General features: G+C 68.7%; 16 protein-coding genes. 5 read left to right on the top strand and 11 right to left on the bottom strand.

Annotation, left to right across the window (positions count from 1 at the left end; translation table 11 throughout):
- Positions 1-57: 57 nt before the first annotated feature.
- Genes A2G96_RS06895 through A2G96_RS06885 form a run of 3 tightly spaced genes read right to left on the bottom strand, consistent with a single transcriptional unit; the run spans position 58 to position 2,915 of the window.
- On the bottom strand, positions 58-918 hold the full coding sequence (locus tag A2G96_RS06895) for a TatD family hydrolase (protein ID WP_062797997.1): 861 nt from the start codon (positions 916-918) through the stop codon (positions 58-60).
- A gap of 13 nt (positions 919-931) precedes the next feature.
- On the bottom strand, positions 932-1,672 hold the full coding sequence (gene lolD, locus A2G96_RS06890; protein ID WP_062797995.1) for a lipoprotein-releasing ABC transporter ATP-binding protein LolD: 741 nt from the start codon (positions 1,670-1,672) through the stop codon (positions 932-934).
- The gene (locus tag A2G96_RS06885; protein ID WP_062797992.1) at positions 1,665-2,915 is read right to left on the bottom strand and encodes a lipoprotein-releasing ABC transporter permease subunit; all 1,251 of its coding nucleotides are present in this window, start codon (positions 2,913-2,915) and stop codon (positions 1,665-1,667) included. Before A2G96_RS06885 ends, lolD begins: the two co-directional genes overlap by 8 nt.
- Before the next feature lie 91 nt (positions 2,916-3,006).
- On the opposite strand from A2G96_RS06885, the gene A2G96_RS06880 reads away from it, so the two are divergent.
- Positions 3,007-4,137 (top strand): hypothetical protein, encoded by a 1,131-nt coding sequence (locus tag A2G96_RS06880; RefSeq protein WP_062797989.1) that lies wholly within the window; start codon positions 3,007-3,009, stop codon positions 4,135-4,137.
- Positions 4,138-4,196: 59 nt separating this feature from the next.
- Positions 4,197-5,903 (top strand): single-stranded-DNA-specific exonuclease RecJ, encoded by a 1,707-nt coding sequence (recJ, locus tag A2G96_RS06875; protein ID WP_062797986.1) that lies wholly within the window; start codon positions 4,197-4,199, stop codon positions 5,901-5,903.
- Between the two features lie 11 nt (positions 5,904-5,914).
- On the opposite strand, the gene A2G96_RS06870 is transcribed toward recJ, so the two are convergent.
- A complete protein-coding gene (locus A2G96_RS06870; protein WP_062797984.1) occupies positions 5,915-6,640 on the bottom strand; it encodes a peptidoglycan DD-metalloendopeptidase family protein in 726 nt (241 codons plus the stop codon).
- 214 nt (positions 6,641-6,854) lie between these two features.
- Here A2G96_RS06870 and prfB point away from each other — a divergent pair.
- From prfB to lysS, 3 genes are all read left to right on the top strand, one after another.
- Positions 6,855-7,959 (top strand): peptide chain release factor 2 gene (gene prfB / locus A2G96_RS33075; protein WP_150124062.1). Its coding sequence is split into 2 segments (ribosomal slippage): positions 6,855-6,935 and positions 6,937-7,959, totalling 1,104 coding nucleotides; the frame shifts between segments, so codons are not numbered across the junction.
- Positions 7,960-8,070: 111 nt separating this feature from the next.
- Positions 8,071-8,829, top strand: coding sequence for an SDR family oxidoreductase (locus tag A2G96_RS06860; protein ID WP_062797982.1), 759 nt, complete (start codon positions 8,071-8,073; stop codon positions 8,827-8,829).
- A 62-nt stretch (positions 8,830-8,891) separates the two neighbouring features.
- On the top strand, positions 8,892-10,445 hold the full coding sequence (gene lysS / locus A2G96_RS06855) for a lysine--tRNA ligase (RefSeq protein WP_062797979.1): 1,554 nt from the start codon (positions 8,892-8,894) through the stop codon (positions 10,443-10,445).
- 96 nt (positions 10,446-10,541) lie between these two features.
- On the opposite strand, the gene iscX is transcribed toward lysS, so the two are convergent.
- The 7 genes from iscX to iscU all read right to left on the bottom strand — a co-directional run bounded on the left by iscX (position 10,542) and on the right by iscU (position 14,718).
- Positions 10,542-10,736: a Fe-S cluster assembly protein IscX gene (gene iscX, locus A2G96_RS06850; protein ID WP_062797976.1), complete on the bottom strand. Its 195-nt coding sequence runs from the start codon at positions 10,734-10,736 to the stop codon at positions 10,542-10,544.
- Between the two features lie 34 nt (positions 10,737-10,770).
- Positions 10,771-11,109: an ISC system 2Fe-2S type ferredoxin gene (gene fdx / locus A2G96_RS06845; RefSeq protein WP_062797973.1), complete on the bottom strand. Its 339-nt coding sequence runs from the start codon at positions 11,107-11,109 to the stop codon at positions 10,771-10,773.
- A gap of 41 nt (positions 11,110-11,150) precedes the next feature.
- Positions 11,151-13,016, bottom strand: a complete 1,866-nt coding sequence (hscA, locus tag A2G96_RS06840; protein ID WP_062797971.1) for a Fe-S protein assembly chaperone HscA — start codon at positions 13,014-13,016, stop codon at positions 11,151-11,153.
- A 108-nt stretch (positions 13,017-13,124) separates the two neighbouring features.
- On the bottom strand, positions 13,125-13,643 hold the full coding sequence (hscB, locus tag A2G96_RS06835; RefSeq protein WP_062797969.1) for a Fe-S protein assembly co-chaperone HscB: 519 nt from the start codon (positions 13,641-13,643) through the stop codon (positions 13,125-13,127).
- Positions 13,644-13,699: 56 nt separating this feature from the next.
- Complete coding sequence (locus A2G96_RS06830) at positions 13,700-13,924, bottom strand: DUF3565 domain-containing protein (RefSeq protein WP_062797967.1); 225 nt, start codon at positions 13,922-13,924, stop codon at positions 13,700-13,702.
- A 34-nt stretch (positions 13,925-13,958) separates the two neighbouring features.
- Entirely contained in the window at positions 13,959-14,279 is a 321-nt protein-coding gene (gene iscA / locus A2G96_RS06825; protein ID WP_012352433.1) for an iron-sulfur cluster assembly protein IscA, read from the bottom strand.
- A 40-nt stretch (positions 14,280-14,319) separates the two neighbouring features.
- Positions 14,320-14,718, bottom strand: a complete 399-nt coding sequence (iscU, locus tag A2G96_RS06820) for a Fe-S cluster assembly scaffold IscU (RefSeq protein ID WP_010809025.1) — start codon at positions 14,716-14,718, stop codon at positions 14,320-14,322.
- Positions 14,719-14,763: the final 45 nt, after the last annotated feature.

Genomic DNA, 14,763 nt, shown 5'->3' with positions numbered 1-14,763 from the left:
TGATCTTGCATGACCGGAGTTGTACCCGCGCGCAGCCGCGGCAAGCTTGTCAGCCTGTCAAGAAGGCGTGGAAGTTGTGTGACCGCCAGCGAGCGGAGGCGCCATGGTGTCGGCAAACGCCGCCAGCCGCGGCAGCGCCGCCACGGCATTGCGCCAGGTCGCCTGCGCCAGCGTCAGGGCGTCGATGCCGCGCAGTTCCGCCAGCACGCGCGCCACGCCCGCCACCTGCGCCGGCGTGTTGCGGGCCTTGTGCTGTTCGCCGAACTGGTCGTCCGACAGCCAGGCCGGCGCGATGTCCGGCGCATCGGTTTCCAGCACCAGCGCCTCCAGCGGCAGCTCGGTCGCCAGCCGACGGATCTGGCGCGCGCGGCTGAAGGTGACGTTGCCGCCGAAGCCCAGCTTCAGGCCCTGCTCGACGAAGCGCCGCGCCTGCTCGTGGCTGCCGTTGAAGGCGTGGGCGATGCCGCGCTTGACGCCGAGCTTGCGCAGCTGCGCGCCGACCTGGTCCTGCGACTTGCGCACATGCAGCAGCACCGGCAGGTCGAACTCGCGTGCGATCTTCAGCTGTTCGACGTAGAGCCAGGTCTGATGGTCCGCATCCAGCCCGGCGACGAAGAAGTCGAGCCCGATCTCGCCGATGCCGACGAAGCGCGGGTCGCCCATGCTGGCGGCGACCTGGCGCCGCAGCGCGTCGAGCTCGGGCTGGCCCGCGCCGGGCGAGCACAGCGGGTGGATGCCCAGCGCATAGACGCAGCGCGGATCGCGCTGCGCCAGCGCGCGCACGGTGTCGAAATTCCACGCGGCCACCGCCGGCACCACGATGCCGCGCACGCCGGCGGCCTCGGCCGCGTCGGCAACCTGCCCGCGGTCCGCGTCGAACTCGCCGGCATCGAGGTGGCAATGGGTGTCGATCCACATGGCCGCGGCCGCGTCAGCGTTCCTGGTGCAGGTGGCCGTCGCGCAGCCGCAGCACGCGGTCGCAGCGGCCGGCGAGGTCGAGGTCGTGGGTGACGATGACGAAGCTGGTGCCGAGCGTGCGCGACAGCTCCAGCATCAGGTCGTAGACGCCGCCGGCGGTGTGGTCGTCGAGATTGCCGGTGGGCTCGTCGGCCAGCACGCAGGCCGGCTGGCCCACCAGCGCGCGCGCAATCGCGACGCGCTGGCGCTCGCCGCCGGACAGCTCGCCCGGCCGGTGGCGCGAGCGCCCGCCCAGCCCGACGCGCTCCAGCATCGCCTGCGCAACCTCGCGCGCCGCGGGCTGGGTCAGGCCGCGGATGCGCAGCGGCATCGCCACGTTGTCGAGCGCGGTGAATTCCGGCAGCAGGTGGTGGAACTGGTAGACAAAGCCCAGCGAGCGGTTGCGCACCACGTTGCGCTCGCGCTCGCGCAGCGCCGTGAAGGGCTTGCCGAGCAGCGCGACGCGGCCGGAATCGGGCTCGTCGAGCCCGCCCAGCACATGCAGCAGCGTGCTCTTGCCCGAGCCCGAGGCACCGACGATGGCCACCTTCTCGCCCGCGTTGACGCGCACGTCGACGCCGCGCAGCACCTCGACGTCGAGCTCGCCCTGGCGGAAGCGCTTGGTCAGGCCCTCGGCCACCAGCACCGGTGCACCGGTGCGCGGCAGGCCCGGAGCGGGCGTGGAAGTATCGGCTTGCAGCACGGCTTCACTCATAGCGCAGCGCCTCCGCCGGGTTGACGCGGGCGGCGCGCCAGCTGGGATAGAGCGTGGCCAGCGTGGCCAGCACGAAAGAGATGATGCCGATGGTGGCGATGTCGTTCACGCGGGGATCGGAAGGCAGTTGGCTGATGAAATAGATGTCGCGCGGCAGGAACTGCACGTGCAGCACCCGCTCGATAAAGGGCACGATCACATCGATATTGGTGGCGATCAGCGTGCCGCCGGCCACCCCCAGCAGCGTGCCGATAAAGCCGATGGCCACGCCCTGCACGATGAAGATCTTCATGATCGAGCCTGGCTGCGCGCCCATGGTGCGCAGGATGGCGATATCGGCCTGCTTGTCGGTGACGGTCATCACCAGCGTCGACACCAGGTTGAACGCGGCCACCGCGATGATCAGCGTCAGGATGATGAACATCATCCGCTTCTCGGTCTGCACCGCGGCAAACCAGTTGCGGTTCTGCTTCGACCAGTCGCGCAGGTAAAGCTCGCCCGACATGGTGCCGGCCAGTTCCTGCGCCACCAGCGGCGCGCGCTGCATGTCCTGCAGCTTCAGGCGCACGCCGGTGGGGCCGCTCAGGCGGAACAGGGTCTCGGCGTCCTGCAGGTTGACCAGCGCCAGCGCGCTGTCGAACTCGAAGTGCCCGGACGAGAACACGCCCACCACGGTGAACTGCTTGAGCCGCGGCAGCACGCCCGCCGGCGTGATGGTGCCCTGCGGCGCCAGCAGCGTGACCTTGTCGCCGACCTGGACGCCCATGGCATTGGCCAGTTCGTTGCCCAGCGCGATGCCGAAGCTGCCCGGCACCAGCGCCGCCATGCTGCCGGCGCGGAACTGGCTGCCGATCTCCGATACCTTGGGCTCCTGCGATGGCTCCACGCCGCGCAGCAGCACGCCGCGCACGGCATCGTCGCGGGTCAGCATGGCCTGCGCCGCCACGTAGGGGGCGGCACCGACCACCTCCTTGTTCTGCAGCGCCTCGGCCGCAGTCTTCTGCCAGTCCGGCAGCGCCGACGGGCCGATCACCTCGATATGCGCCAGCACCGACAGCATGCGGTCGCGCACTTCCTTCTGGAACCCGTTCATCACCGACAGCACCACGATCAGCGCGGCCACGCCGAGCGCGATGCCCAGCATCGAGATCATCGAGATAAACGAAATGAAGGTGTTGCGGCTGGCGCGCTTGCTTGCGCGGGTGTAACGCCAGCCGATCTGCCACTCGTAGGGAAATTTCAAGAGGATTCCTGTTGTTTCGGAAAAACGCCTGTGCCCGTCGGGGCGCTGCCGGCGGCACGCAGGGCAGCCGGGAGTTTACAATCTCGCCACCATGATGACGCACCTGACCCTGATTGTGCCCTTTTCCGTCCCGCCCGGCGCCGGCGACGACGGCCGCGACGATGTCGTCCCTGGCGCGCTGCTGCGGCAATTGGAGCTGCCGGCGCTCGGAAAGTTGCTGACCCGGGCCGCGCCCGGCCCGCGCGAGCGGCACGACGACCCCTTCCTGCGCAGCCTGCCGCAGGAACGCTGGCTGGCCGGCAAGGCCGGACTGGACACGGTGCGGGTGCCGCTGGCGCCCTATATGCGGCTGGCCGACAGCGCCGGCGCGGCCACCGGCACGCCGGCGGGCACCCCGGCCACCGCCGACGGCCAATCCTGGGCCTGCCTGCAGCCGGTGCACATCCATGCCGCGCGCGATCACCTGGTGCTGATGCCGCCGGGCCAGCTCGGCCTGCGCCCGCAGGAAGCCACCGCGCTGCGCGAGGCCATCGACGCGCTGCTGCAGGAATCCGGCATCGCGCTGGAAACGCCCTGCCCGCAGCGCTGGTACCTGCCCGAGGCCGTGTTCGGCCCGCTCGAGGCGACCACGCCGCTGCGCGCGGCGGGCCGCAATATCGACATCTGGATGCAGGCCGGCGAGCGCGCGCGCGACTGGCGCCGGCTGCAGAACGAAATCCAGATGACGTGGTTCGACCACCGCGTCAACCAGGCGCGCGAGGCCGCCGGCGAGGTGCCGGTCAACTCGGTCTGGCTGTACGGCGGCGGCGCGCTGCAGCCGGTGCCGCGGCTGGCCGACACGGTGCTCAGCAACGACCCCTTCCTGAGCGGCCTGGCACTGGCCGCCGGCAGCCGCGTGCTGCCGGCGCCGGCCGGGCTGGCCGGGGCAGCGGGGCTCGAAGGGTCGGTGCTGGCCATGCTCGACAGCGCCACCGAGGCGCATGTCGCCGAGGACTGGGGGCTGTGGCTGGACCGCATGCATGCACTTGATGCCGACTGGTTCGGTCCGGCGCTGGAAGCGCTGGCGGCGGGCCGGATCGGCGCCATCACGCTGGTGCTGGGGGGCGAGAACCATTTTGCCGAGTTCACCGTGCGGCGCGCCGACCTGCGCAAGTTCTGGCGCGGCATGGGCCAGCGCGGCGACTGGCGCGCGCTGCTGTCCGACCTCGCCCTCGCCGCCTGAACCGATCGCCTGAACCGATCGCCTGAACCAATCGCCCGACGCCCACTGCCGCCCCGCCCATGACCCGGATCGCCATCCGCCAGTATTCCCCCGAACACGCCAGCGCGCTGGCCGCCACCGGCCTGCACCCGACGCTGGCGCGCATCCTGGCCGCGCGCGGCGTGGCCCGTGCCGCCGAGCTGGCCACCGATTTGCCCGAACTGGTGCCGCCCGCGGCCATGAAGGGGATCGACCACGCCGCAGCCTACCTGGCCGACGCCATCGCCGCCGGCAAGCGCCTGCTGATCGTCGCCGACTATGACTGCGACGGCGCCACCGCCTGCGCGGTGGGCGTGCGCGGGCTGCGCATGCTGGGCGCGCGGGTCGAGTACATCGTGCCCAACCGCTTCGAGTACGGCTATGGCCTGACGCCGGAAATCGTCGCGCTGGCGGCGCAGCAGAATCCGGACGTGATCGTCACGGTCGACAACGGCATCGCCAGCGTCGACGGCGTCGCCGCGGCCAATGCGCTCGGCATCGACGTGGTGGTGACCGACCACCACCTGCCGGGTTCGGAGTTGCCGCAGGCCGCGGTGATCGTCAACCCGAACCAGCCGGGCTGCGAATTCCCCAGCAAGAACCTGGCGGGCGTGGGGGTGATGTTCTACGTGCTGCTGGCGCTGCGCGCCGAGCTGCGCCGCCGCGGCGTCTACACCCAGCAGACCCAGCCGCCGCTGCAGACGCTGCTGGACCTGGTGGCGCTGGGCACGGTGGCCGATGTGGTCAAGCTGGACACCAACAACCGCATCCTGGTGGCGCAGGGCCTGCGCCGCATGCGCGCCGGCCGGATGCAGCCCGGCGTCGCCGCGCTGTTCCGCGCCGCCGGGCGCGAGGCGGCGCGCGCCAATACCTTTGACCTGGGCTTCGGCCTCGGCCCGCGCCTGAATGCGGCGGGCCGGCTGGCAGACATGTCGCTGGGCATCGAGTGCCTGCTGACCGACGATGCCAACCGCGCCTGGGAAATCGCCCAGGAGCTGGACAGCATGAACCGCGAGCGGCGCGACATCGAGGCCGGCATGCAGCAGGAGGCGCTGCAGCTCCTGGAGCAGCCCATGGCCGGACTGGCGGGGCCGGATCCGTCGGCGCGCTTTACCGTCAGCGTGTTCAACGATACCTGGCACCAGGGCGTGATCGGCATCGTGGCGTCGCGGCTGAAGGACAAGTTCCACCGCCCGACCATCACCTTCGCGCCGGGCGACGACACCACCGTCAAGGGCTCGGGCCGCTCGATCCCGGGCTTCCACCTGCGCGATGCGCTCGACCTGGTGTCCAAGCGCCATCCCGGCATGCTGCTCAAGTTCGGCGGCCACGCCATGGCGGCGGGGCTGACCGTGCGCGCCGAGCGCTTTGCCGAATTCCAGGACGCGTTCGAGGCGGTCGGGCGCGAATGGCTGACCGACGACCAGCTGGCGCGCGTGATCGAGACCGACGGCGATATCGAGGACCAGTGCTTCAGCCCGGAGTTCGTCACCCTGCTGGAGCAGCAGGTGTGGGGCCAGGGCTTTCCGGCGCCGACCTTCTGCGGCGAGTTCGACGTGCTGCGCCAGAGCGTGCTCAAGGGCAAGCACCTGAAGCTGCAGCTGGGGCGCGGCAGCCAGCGCTTCGACGCGATCTGGTTCAACCACGCCGACTCGCTCGGCGCCAGCGCGCAGGTGGCCTACCGGCTCGACAACAACACCTTCAACGGCGTCACGCGCGTGCAGCTGGTGATCGAGCACGCGCAGTAGCCGGCCCCGGCTCAACCCCTCGACGGCAGGTAGCTGGCCGGATTCACCGGCTTGCCGTTGCCGCGCACCTCGAAGTGCAGCTCGCTCGGGCTCGCGCCCATGCGGCCCACGTCCTGCCCCGCCGACACCTGCGCGCCTTCGCTGACCAGCGGCTGGTCCAGGTTGCCGTACACCGTGAGCCAGTCGTCGTTGTGCTTGACGATCACCAGCATGCCGTAGCCGCGCAGGTTGCCGACGTGGATGGCGCGGCCGGCGGCGGCGGCGCGCACCGTGCCGTTGGCCGGCACGGCGATGCTCAGGCCCTTGCTGGCGGGCGGGGAGAACCCGGCCGTGACGCGGCCGTCGGCCGGCCATTGCAGGCGGATGCTGCTGGCCGGCGGGCGGGATGCCGCCCCGCTGTCGACGCGCGGCGTATCGGTCACGGCCTGGCCGGTGCCGGTCGACGCGGTTGCGCTGCCGGCCGCGGCGCCGGGCGGCCGCACCCGGATCAGCTGCCCCACCTCGATCTGGCTCGGGCTGGTGATGTCGCTGTTCCAGCGGGTCAGCTCGCGCACGCTGCGGCGGTGCTTGCGCGCGATCGAATACAGCGTGTCGCCGCGCTCGACGCGGTAGTAGCCGTCCGGCACTGGCCCGCCCGTGGTACCGCAAGCGGCCGTGAGCGCCGCCGTGGTGGCCGCCAGCAGCAGGCCCAGCGCGCGGCGCCGGCCTGGCTCGATGTCATGTCTGGTTTTCGTCATGCGTCCTGTTCTTGGTCTGTGCCGGGGGCGGCTTGCGACCCGTATTATCGCCGCGCCCGACGCGGCAGTAGCGCCCGGCACCGCCGGATAGACCGCGCCGGCGCCGTTGCGTTCGGTTCGCGGCGCCGCCGCGACGCCCCAGACCTCGCGGAACCGCGCCCGATCCGGCGCGCCGATCCGCTATAATTCGAGGTTTTCGAAGCGCAGGAACATCATGGAAGCAGAACGCCTCAACGCCATCTCCGGTGCCATCTCCGATCTCCGTTCCCGGACGGAAGATCTACGGGGGTATCTTTGACTACGATGTCAAAGTAGGAAGGCTGGACGAAGTCAACGGCCTGCTGGAAGACCCCGACGTCTGGAACAACCCCAAGCGGGCCCAGGACCTCGGCAAGGAAAAGAAGATGCTCGAGGGCGTGGTCGGCGTCCTGGGCAAGCTCACCGATGACCTCGTCGGTGCCGAAGAGCTGTTCGAACTCGCCAGGGAAGAAGGCGACGACGATACCCTCGAGTCGATCGAGGCCGACGTCAAGGGCTTCGAGGCGGTGGTGGCGGACATGGAATTCCGCCGCATGTTCGCCGGCGAGATGGACCAGGCCAACGCCTTTATCGACATCCAGGCCGGCGCCGGCGGCACCGAAGCGTGCGACTGGGCCTCGATGTTGCTGCGCCAGTACCTGAAGTACTGCGAGCGCAAGGGCTTCAAGGCCGAGGTGCTGGAAGAGTCCGAAGGCGACGTCGCCGGCATCAAGAGCGCGACCATCAAGATCGAGGGCGAATACGCCTTCGGCTACCTGCGCACCGAAACCGGCGTACACCGCCTGGTGCGCAAGTCGCCGTTCGATTCGTCGGGCGGGCGCCATACGTCGTTCTCGTCGGTGTTCGTCTACCCCGAGGTGGACGACTCGTTCGAGGTCGAGATCAACCCGGCGGACCTGCGCGTGGATACTTACCGCGCCTCGGGCGCGGGCGGCCAGCACATCAACAAGACCGATTCGGCCGTGCGTATCACGCACATCCCGACCGGCATTGTGGTGCAGTGCCAGAACGACCGCTCGCAGCACCGCAACCGCGCCGAAGCCATGTCGATGCTGAAGTCGCGCCTGTACGAGCACGAGATGCGCAAGCGCCAGGCCGAGGCCGATAAGCTCGAGGCCGGCAAGACCGACGTGGGCTGGGGCCACCAGATCCGCTCCTACGTGCTGGACCAGAGCCGCATCAAGGACCTGCGCACCAACGTGGAAATGTCCAACACCCAGAAGGTGCTGGACGGCGACCTGGACCCGTTCATCGAGGCCAGCCTCAAGCAGGGACTTTAAGGCGACTGCAAGACCGTACCCGCCGCCGGCCGGCGGCGGCACAGCAACCCATCCATCGCTGTACCGCCGCCCGCGCCATGCCGGCACGACGGCCTTTCCGACCGGGGCACCATGAGCGAAGCCAATCACCTGTACATCATCACCGGCGCCTCGCGCGGGCTGGGCGCGGCACTGACCAACGCCCTGCTGGTGCCGGGCAACCGCCTGATCTGCGTCGCGCGCAGCCGCAACACCGAGCTCGAACGCATCGCCACGCTCAGCGGCGTGCCGGTGGCCTGGCACCTGCAGGACCTGGCGCAGGCCGGCCCCGCGGCCACCTGGCTGGCCAGCGTGCTCGACACGCTCGACCTGCCGCCGACCAGCGCCACGCTGATCCTGAACGCCGGCGTGGTCGAGCCGATCGGGCCGGTCGCGGCGCTGCAGGAAAAATCGCTGGTGCCGCACCTGCTGACCAACCTGGCGGCGCCGATGACCATGACCGCGGCGTTCCTCGAGCGCACCGAGAAATTCGGCTGCCCGCGCAAGGTGCTGGCGATTTCCTCCGGCGCGGCACGGCGCCCGATCGAAGGCTGGAGTGCCTACTGCGCCGGCAAGGCCGGGCTCGACATGTTCATGCGCTCGGTCAATGCCGAATACGCCCAGGCCAAGGCGCCGCGCACCGTGCGCGCGGTGGCGCTGGCACCGGGCGTGATCGATACCGGCATGCAGGCGACCATCCGCAATGCCGATTTTGCCCAGGTGCAGCGCTTCCGCGAGCTCAAGGCCAACCAGCAGCTTGCCTCGGCCGAGGAAACCGCCGGCCGCATCGTCGCCTACCTGCACCGCCCGGATTTCGGCAGCACCGAGCTGGACGATCTCCGCAACTACTGAAGCCGCAACACTGAAGCCATACTGAACCCGCGCGCTGCCCGGCGCGCGACCGACACGACATCATGACCGAACCGAACCGCGCCCAGGCCCAGGCGCAGACCAAGGCCGCCGCCGACACGCCCGCCGTCGACGAAAACAAGATCATCGCGGAGCGGCGCGAGAAACTGGCCGCGTTGCGCCAGCAAGGCGTGGCCTTCCCCAACGATTTCCGCCCCACCCACCAGGCCGCCGCGCTGCAGGCACAGTACGCCGACACCGAGCAGGCCACGCTCGAGGCCGCGCCGGTCGAGGTCGCCATCGCCGGGCGCATGATGCTCAAGCGCGTGATGGGCAAGGCCAGCTTTGCCACGGTGCAGGACGGCAGCGGCCAGATCCAGTTCTACATCACCCGCGACAAGGTCGGCGAAGAGGTCTACGCGGCCTTCAAGCACTGGGACCTGGGCGACATCATCAGCGCGCGCGGCGAGCTGTTCCGCACAAACAAGGGCGAGCTGTCGGTGCAGGTGCGCGAGCTGCGCCTGCTGTCCAAGTCGCTGCGCCCGCTGCCGGACAAGTTCCACGGCCTGGCCGACCAGGAAATGAAGTACCGCCAGCGCTATGTCGACCTGATCGTGTCGCCGGAAACGCGCAACACCTTCCGCGCACGCACCGACGCGATCTCGTCGCTGCGCCGCCATATGGCCGATGCCGGCTTCATGGAAGTCGAAACGCCGATGCTGCACCCGATCCCGGGCGGCGCCGCGGCCAAGCCCTTCATCACGCACCACAACGCGCTCGACATGCAGATGTTCCTGCGCATCGCGCCCGAGCTGTACCTGAAGCGCCTGATCGTCGGCGGCTTCGAGCGCGTGTTCGAGATCAACCGCAACTTCCGCAACGAGGGGGTGAGCCCGCGCCACAACCCCGAGTTCACCATGATGGAGTTCTACGCGGCGTACACCGACTACCGCTGGCTGATGGACTTCACCGAGGACCTGATCCGCAAGGCCGCGATCGACGCGCGCGGCAGCGCGGTGCTGACCTACCAGGACCGCGAGCTGGACCTGTCGAAGCCGTTCCACCGCCTGACCATCTGCCAGGCGATCCAGAAGTTCGCGCCGCAGTACACCGACGCGCAGCTGGCCGATGCCGAGTTCCTGCGCACCGAGCTGAAGAAGTTCGGCGTCAACACCAACGCGCCGCAGTTCCTCAATGCCGGCCTGGGCACGCTGCAGCTGGTGCTGTTCGAGGAAACCGCCGAGAGCCAGCTGTGGGAGCCGACCTTTATCGTCGATTACCCGGTCGAGGTCTCGCCGCTGGCACGCGCGTCGGACACGGTGCCGGGCATCACCGAGCGCTTCGAGCTGTTCATCACCGGCCGCGAGATTGCCAACGGCTTCTCCGAGCTGAACGACGCCGAGGACCAGGCCGACCGCTTCCGCAAGCAGGTCGAGCAGAAGGACGCCGGCGACGAGGAGGCGATGTACTTCGACGCCGACTATATCCGCGCGCTGGAATATGGCATGCCGCCGACGGGCGGCTGCGGCATCGGTATCGACCGGCTGGTGATGCTGCTGACGGACAGCCCGAATATCCGTGACGTGATCCTGTTCCCGCATCTGCGGCGGGAGGACTGATGGCAATCGGGCGATCGATCATTTCGCATCGCTCGGTTCCAAAGCAAAAAGGCCGGCATCAAGCCGGCCTTTTTGCTTCTTCCTGATATCAGGAATTCATTCCGCTTCCTCGATCCACGCCTGCTGGATCGCTTCCAGGATCTTCTCGCCCGAGCGCGCCGGGTCGTCGGCAAAGCCGTCGAGTTCCAGCACCCAGCGGTGCAGGTCGGTAAAGCGCACGCCGGCCGGATCGACATCCGGGTACTTGTCGTACAGGGCTTCGGCGATGGCGTAGGTATCGGTCCACTTCATGGGCTTGTTCTCCGCTGAGGTCTGTGCCGGCCGCTCAGTGGCCTTCCTTGGCGTGGTTGATGGTGTACTTGGGAATCTCGACGGTCAGGTCTTCCTCGTCGACGATGGCCTGGCACGACAGGCGCGAATTGGGCTCCAGGCCCCAGGCCTTGTCGAGCAGATCCTCTTCCTTCTCCTCGGCCTCGTTGAGCGAGTCGAAGCCCTCGCGCACGATCACGTGGCACGTGGTGCAGGCACAGGACTTCTCGCACGCGTGCTCGAGCTCGATGCCGTTGGCGAGCAGCGAGTCCAGCACGCTGACACCCTTCTCGGCCTCGATCACCTTCCCTTCCGGGCAGTATTCGACGTGGGGCAAAACAATGATCTGTGGCATGTCGTTTCCTGGGTTCTGTAGTGCGGTGCAAGGCGCGGTGATCAGCCCAGCTCCTGCACCTTGCGCCCCGCCAGTGCGCTTTTGATCGAGCGGTCCATGCGGCGCGCCGCAAATTCGTCGGTACCGTGCGAGAGCTTTTCCACTGCGGCGCGGATGGCGAGATGGTCTTCGCCGGCAGCGATCTCGCGCACCGTCGCCATCAGCGCTTCCACCGCGGCGCGCTCGTCGGCGGACAGCAGGTCGCCGTCGGTTTCCAGCGCACGCTGCGTGGCCTCGACCAGGCGGTCAGCTTCCACGCGTTCCTCGGCCAGCGCGCGGCTCTTCATGTCGTGCTCGGCCTCGCGGAAGCTGTCCTGCAGCATGCGCGCGATATCGTCGTCGGCCAGCCCGTACGACGGCTTGACCGTCACCGAGGCTTCCACGCCCGAGTGCGTTTCGCGCGCGGTTACCGACAGCAGCCCGTCGGCATCGACCTGGTAGGTCACGCGGATGCGCGCCGCACCCGCCACCATCGGCGGGATGCCGCGCAGCTCGAAGCGCGCCAGCGAACGGCAGTCGCTGGCCAGCTCGCGCTCGCCCTGCAGCACGTGGATCGCCATCGCGGTCTGGCCGTCCTTGAAGGTGGTGAATTCCTGCGCGCGCGCCACCGGGATGGTGCTGTTGCGCGGGATGATCTTCTCGACCAGGCCGCCCATGGTCTCGACGCCCAGCGACAGCGGGATCACGTCGAGCAGCAGCCAGTCCTCGCCGGGAGCATGGTTGCCGGCCAGCAGGTTGGCCTGCATCGCCGCGCCCAGCGCCACCACGCGGTCCGGGTCGAGGTTGGTCAGCGGAGTCTGGCCGAAGAAGTCGCCCACCGCCTTGCGGATCGACGGCATGCGCGTGGCGCCGCCGACCAGCACCACGCCCTTGACGTCTTCGGGCGTCACGCCGGCGTCGCGCAGCGCCTTGCGCACCGGCGCCAGCGTCTTCTGCACCAGGTGGGCGGTGATCTGCTCGAAGGTCTCGTCGGTCAGCGTCAGGTGCACGATCTCGCCGGATTCCAGCACCGCGTCGATCACGGTGCTGTCCGCTTCCGACAGTGCCTCCTTGGCGGCGCGCGCACGCACCATCAGCAGGCGCATGTCCTGCGCCGACAGCGGCTGCAGGCCGGCCTGCTCGACGATCCAGCACAGCAGGCGCTGGTCGAAGTCATCGCCGCCCAGCGCGGAGTCGCCGCCGGTGGCCATCACCTCGAACACGCCCTGGGTCAGCTTGAGCACCGAGATATCGAAGGTGCCGCCGCCGAGGTCATAGACGGCGTAGATGCCTTCGGCGGCATTGTCGAGGCCATAGGCAATGGCCGCGGCGGTGGGCTCGTTGAGCAGGCGCAGCACTTCCAGCCCGGCCAGGCGCGCGGCGTCCTTGGTCGCCTGGCGCTGGGCCTCGTCGAAATACGCCGGCACCGTGATGACGGCGCCGACCAGGTCATCGCCGAGGCTGTCTTCGGCGCGCTGACGCAGCGTGGCCAGGATCTCGGCCGAGATCTCGACCGGGCTCTTCACGCCGGCCGCGGTCTTGATCTGCACCATGCCGGGCGCATCGACGAAGTCGTACGGGCTGTGCTCGATATTGGCGACGTCGCGCAGGCCGCGGCCCATGAAGCGCTTGACCGAGACGATGGTGTTCTTCGGGTCGCGCACCGCTTCTTCCTGGGCCCGGTAGCCGATATGCGCGGTACGGTCAGGCAGGTAGCGCACCACCGACGGCAGCAGCGCGCGGCCGCGCTCGTCGGCCAGCACTTCGGGAATGCTGCTGCGTACCGCGGCCACCAGCGAGTTGGTGGTGCCGAGGTCGATGCCGACGGCGAGACGGCGTTGGTGGGGCGCCGGCGACATGCCGGGTTCGGAAATCTGGAGCAGTGCCATGGTAATTCTTCGCTGTCTTGTACGGCAGGGGAAACCGCCATGCGGGGCGGCATGCGTGCGGTTTTCAGGCCGGGCGCCATTGTGTCATGGCCCCGGCGATCTTGCCGGTCAGTCTTCCAGCCGGTCGATGGCCTCGCTGGTATCGTGCTCGATCTTCTCGATAAACATCAGTTGCCGCACCGCGCCGCCGGCCGCGTCGTTGTCGCCGGCATCGAGCAGCGCGCCCAGCGCTGCGTGGCGTTCGCGCTTTTCCTGGCGCAGCTCGCGCAGCAGCGCATCGAGGCGGTCCACGTCGCGCGCTTCCACCGCGTCCTGCAGCGCCTCGCGCCATTCCATCTGCTGCATCAGGAACGCGGGCGACATCGCGGTGTTGTTCTCCGCCTGCACGTCGACGCCGCGCAGCCTGAGCAGGTAGGTCGCGCGCCGCAGCGGCTGGCGCAGCGTGCGGTAGGCTTCGTTGGCATGCGCGGCCCACTGCATCGCCACGCGGCGCTCGGCATCGCCGGCCTTGGCAAAGCGGTCCGGATGCGCCTGCGACTGTACGGTGCGGTACGCCGCGTCCAGCGCGGCCTCGTCGACGCCGTACTGCACCGGCAGGCCGAACAGCGCAAAAAAATCGTCTTTCAACTGCTTCCCCAAGAAAAAAGAGCGGCCGCGCCGCCCTTCGTCCGTGCTGCCACGCACTACCGCGCGGGCTGGCTGGCCCACGTGGCCGGCGGCTCGTTGCGGTCGCACTTCAGGCAATTCACCCGCGTGCCGATCATGGCGGCGCGGCCCGCCTCGCTCTGTGTCCACGGCCGCGACTGCCATGGCGGATCGTGCCGCACATGCTGGCCATGGCCGCAGTCGAGTTCGGCCACCCAGTGGCCTTCCTCGTCCCGGCGGAAGCCGACGATGCTGCGCTCCACCGGAACCGACCGCGTCAGCCCGCGCCCGCTGGCGTCAGACCGTGAACGACTCGCCGCAGCCGCACTCGTCCTTGACGTTAGGGTTGTTGAAGCGGAAGCCTTCGTTCAACCCTTCGCGCGCGTAGTCGAGTTCGGTGCCGTCGATATACGGCAGGCTCTTGGCATCGACGATGACCTTGATCCCGTGCGATTCGAACACGTTGTCTTCCGGCAGCAGTTCGTCGACGTATTCCAGCTTGTAGGCCAGGCCCGAGCAGCCGGTGGTCTTCACGCCCAGGCGCAGGCCCACGCCCTTGCCGCGGCGTTCCAGATAGCGCGCCACATGCTTGGCGGCCTTCTCGGTCATGGTGATCATCGTTGCGTTCCTTCGTCGGTGCCGTGGTCAGTGCGACAGGTCAGGCGGCCTTCTGCTCGGCGCCGTGCTTCTTCTTGTAGTCTTCGACGGCGGCCTTGATCGCGTCTTCGGCCAGGATCGAGCAGTGGATCTTCACCGGCGGCAGCGCCAGTTCCTCGGCGATCTGGGTGTTCTTGATCTCCAGCGCCTGGTCCACGGTCTTGCCCTTGACCCATTCGGTCACCAGCGACGACGAAGCGATGGCCGAGCCGCAGCCGTAGGTCTTGAACTTGGCGTCTTCGATCACGCCAGCCTCGTTGACCTTGATCTGCAGCTTCATCACGTCGCCGCAAGCCGGGGCGCCGACCATGCCGGTGCCGACCGCATCGTCGTTCTTGTCGAACGAGCCGACGTTGCGGGGGTTTTCATAGTGGTCGAGAACCTTCGTGCTGTATGACATTTGGCTTACCTCTTGCGTATCTTTTACGGGGGTCTTGCTGTTATT

It is taken from the genome of Cupriavidus nantongensis, from assembly GCF_001598055.1.
GTDB lineage: Bacteria > Pseudomonadota > Gammaproteobacteria > Burkholderiales > Burkholderiaceae > Cupriavidus > Cupriavidus nantongensis.
Note: the sequence above shows the minus strand (reverse complement) of the source record. Positions and strands in the feature narration are given on the sequence as shown.

Coding starts and splice junctions, on each gene's coding strand:
- recJ (WP_062797986.1), top strand. CDS start 4,197: ATGACCCGGATCGCCATCCGCCAGTATTCCCCCGAACACGCCAGCGCG.
- lolD (WP_062797995.1), bottom strand. CDS start 1,672: ATGAGTGAAGCCGTGCTGCAAGCCGATACTTCCACGCCCGCTCCGGGC.
- iscX (WP_062797976.1), bottom strand. CDS start 10,736: ATGAAGTGGACCGATACCTACGCCATCGCCGAAGCCCTGTACGACAAG.
- A2G96_RS06870 (WP_062797984.1), bottom strand. CDS start 6,640: ATGACGAAAACCAGACATGACATCGAGCCAGGCCGGCGCCGCGCGCTG.
- A2G96_RS06895 (WP_062797997.1), bottom strand. CDS start 918: ATGTGGATCGACACCCATTGCCACCTCGATGCCGGCGAGTTCGACGCG.
- iscU (WP_010809025.1), bottom strand. CDS start 14,718: ATGTCATACAGCACGAAGGTTCTCGACCACTATGAAAACCCCCGCAAC.
- hscA (WP_062797971.1), bottom strand. CDS start 13,016: ATGGCACTGCTCCAGATTTCCGAACCCGGCATGTCGCCGGCGCCCCAC.
- fdx (WP_062797973.1), bottom strand. CDS start 11,109: ATGCCACAGATCATTGTTTTGCCCCACGTCGAATACTGCCCGGAAGGG.
- A2G96_RS06880 (WP_062797989.1), top strand. CDS start 3,007: ATGATGACGCACCTGACCCTGATTGTGCCCTTTTCCGTCCCGCCCGGC.
- A2G96_RS06860 (WP_062797982.1), top strand. CDS start 8,071: ATGAGCGAAGCCAATCACCTGTACATCATCACCGGCGCCTCGCGCGGG.
- lysS (WP_062797979.1), top strand. CDS start 8,892: ATGACCGAACCGAACCGCGCCCAGGCCCAGGCGCAGACCAAGGCCGCC.
- iscA (WP_012352433.1), bottom strand. CDS start 14,279: ATGATCACCATGACCGAGAAGGCCGCCAAGCATGTGGCGCGCTATCTG.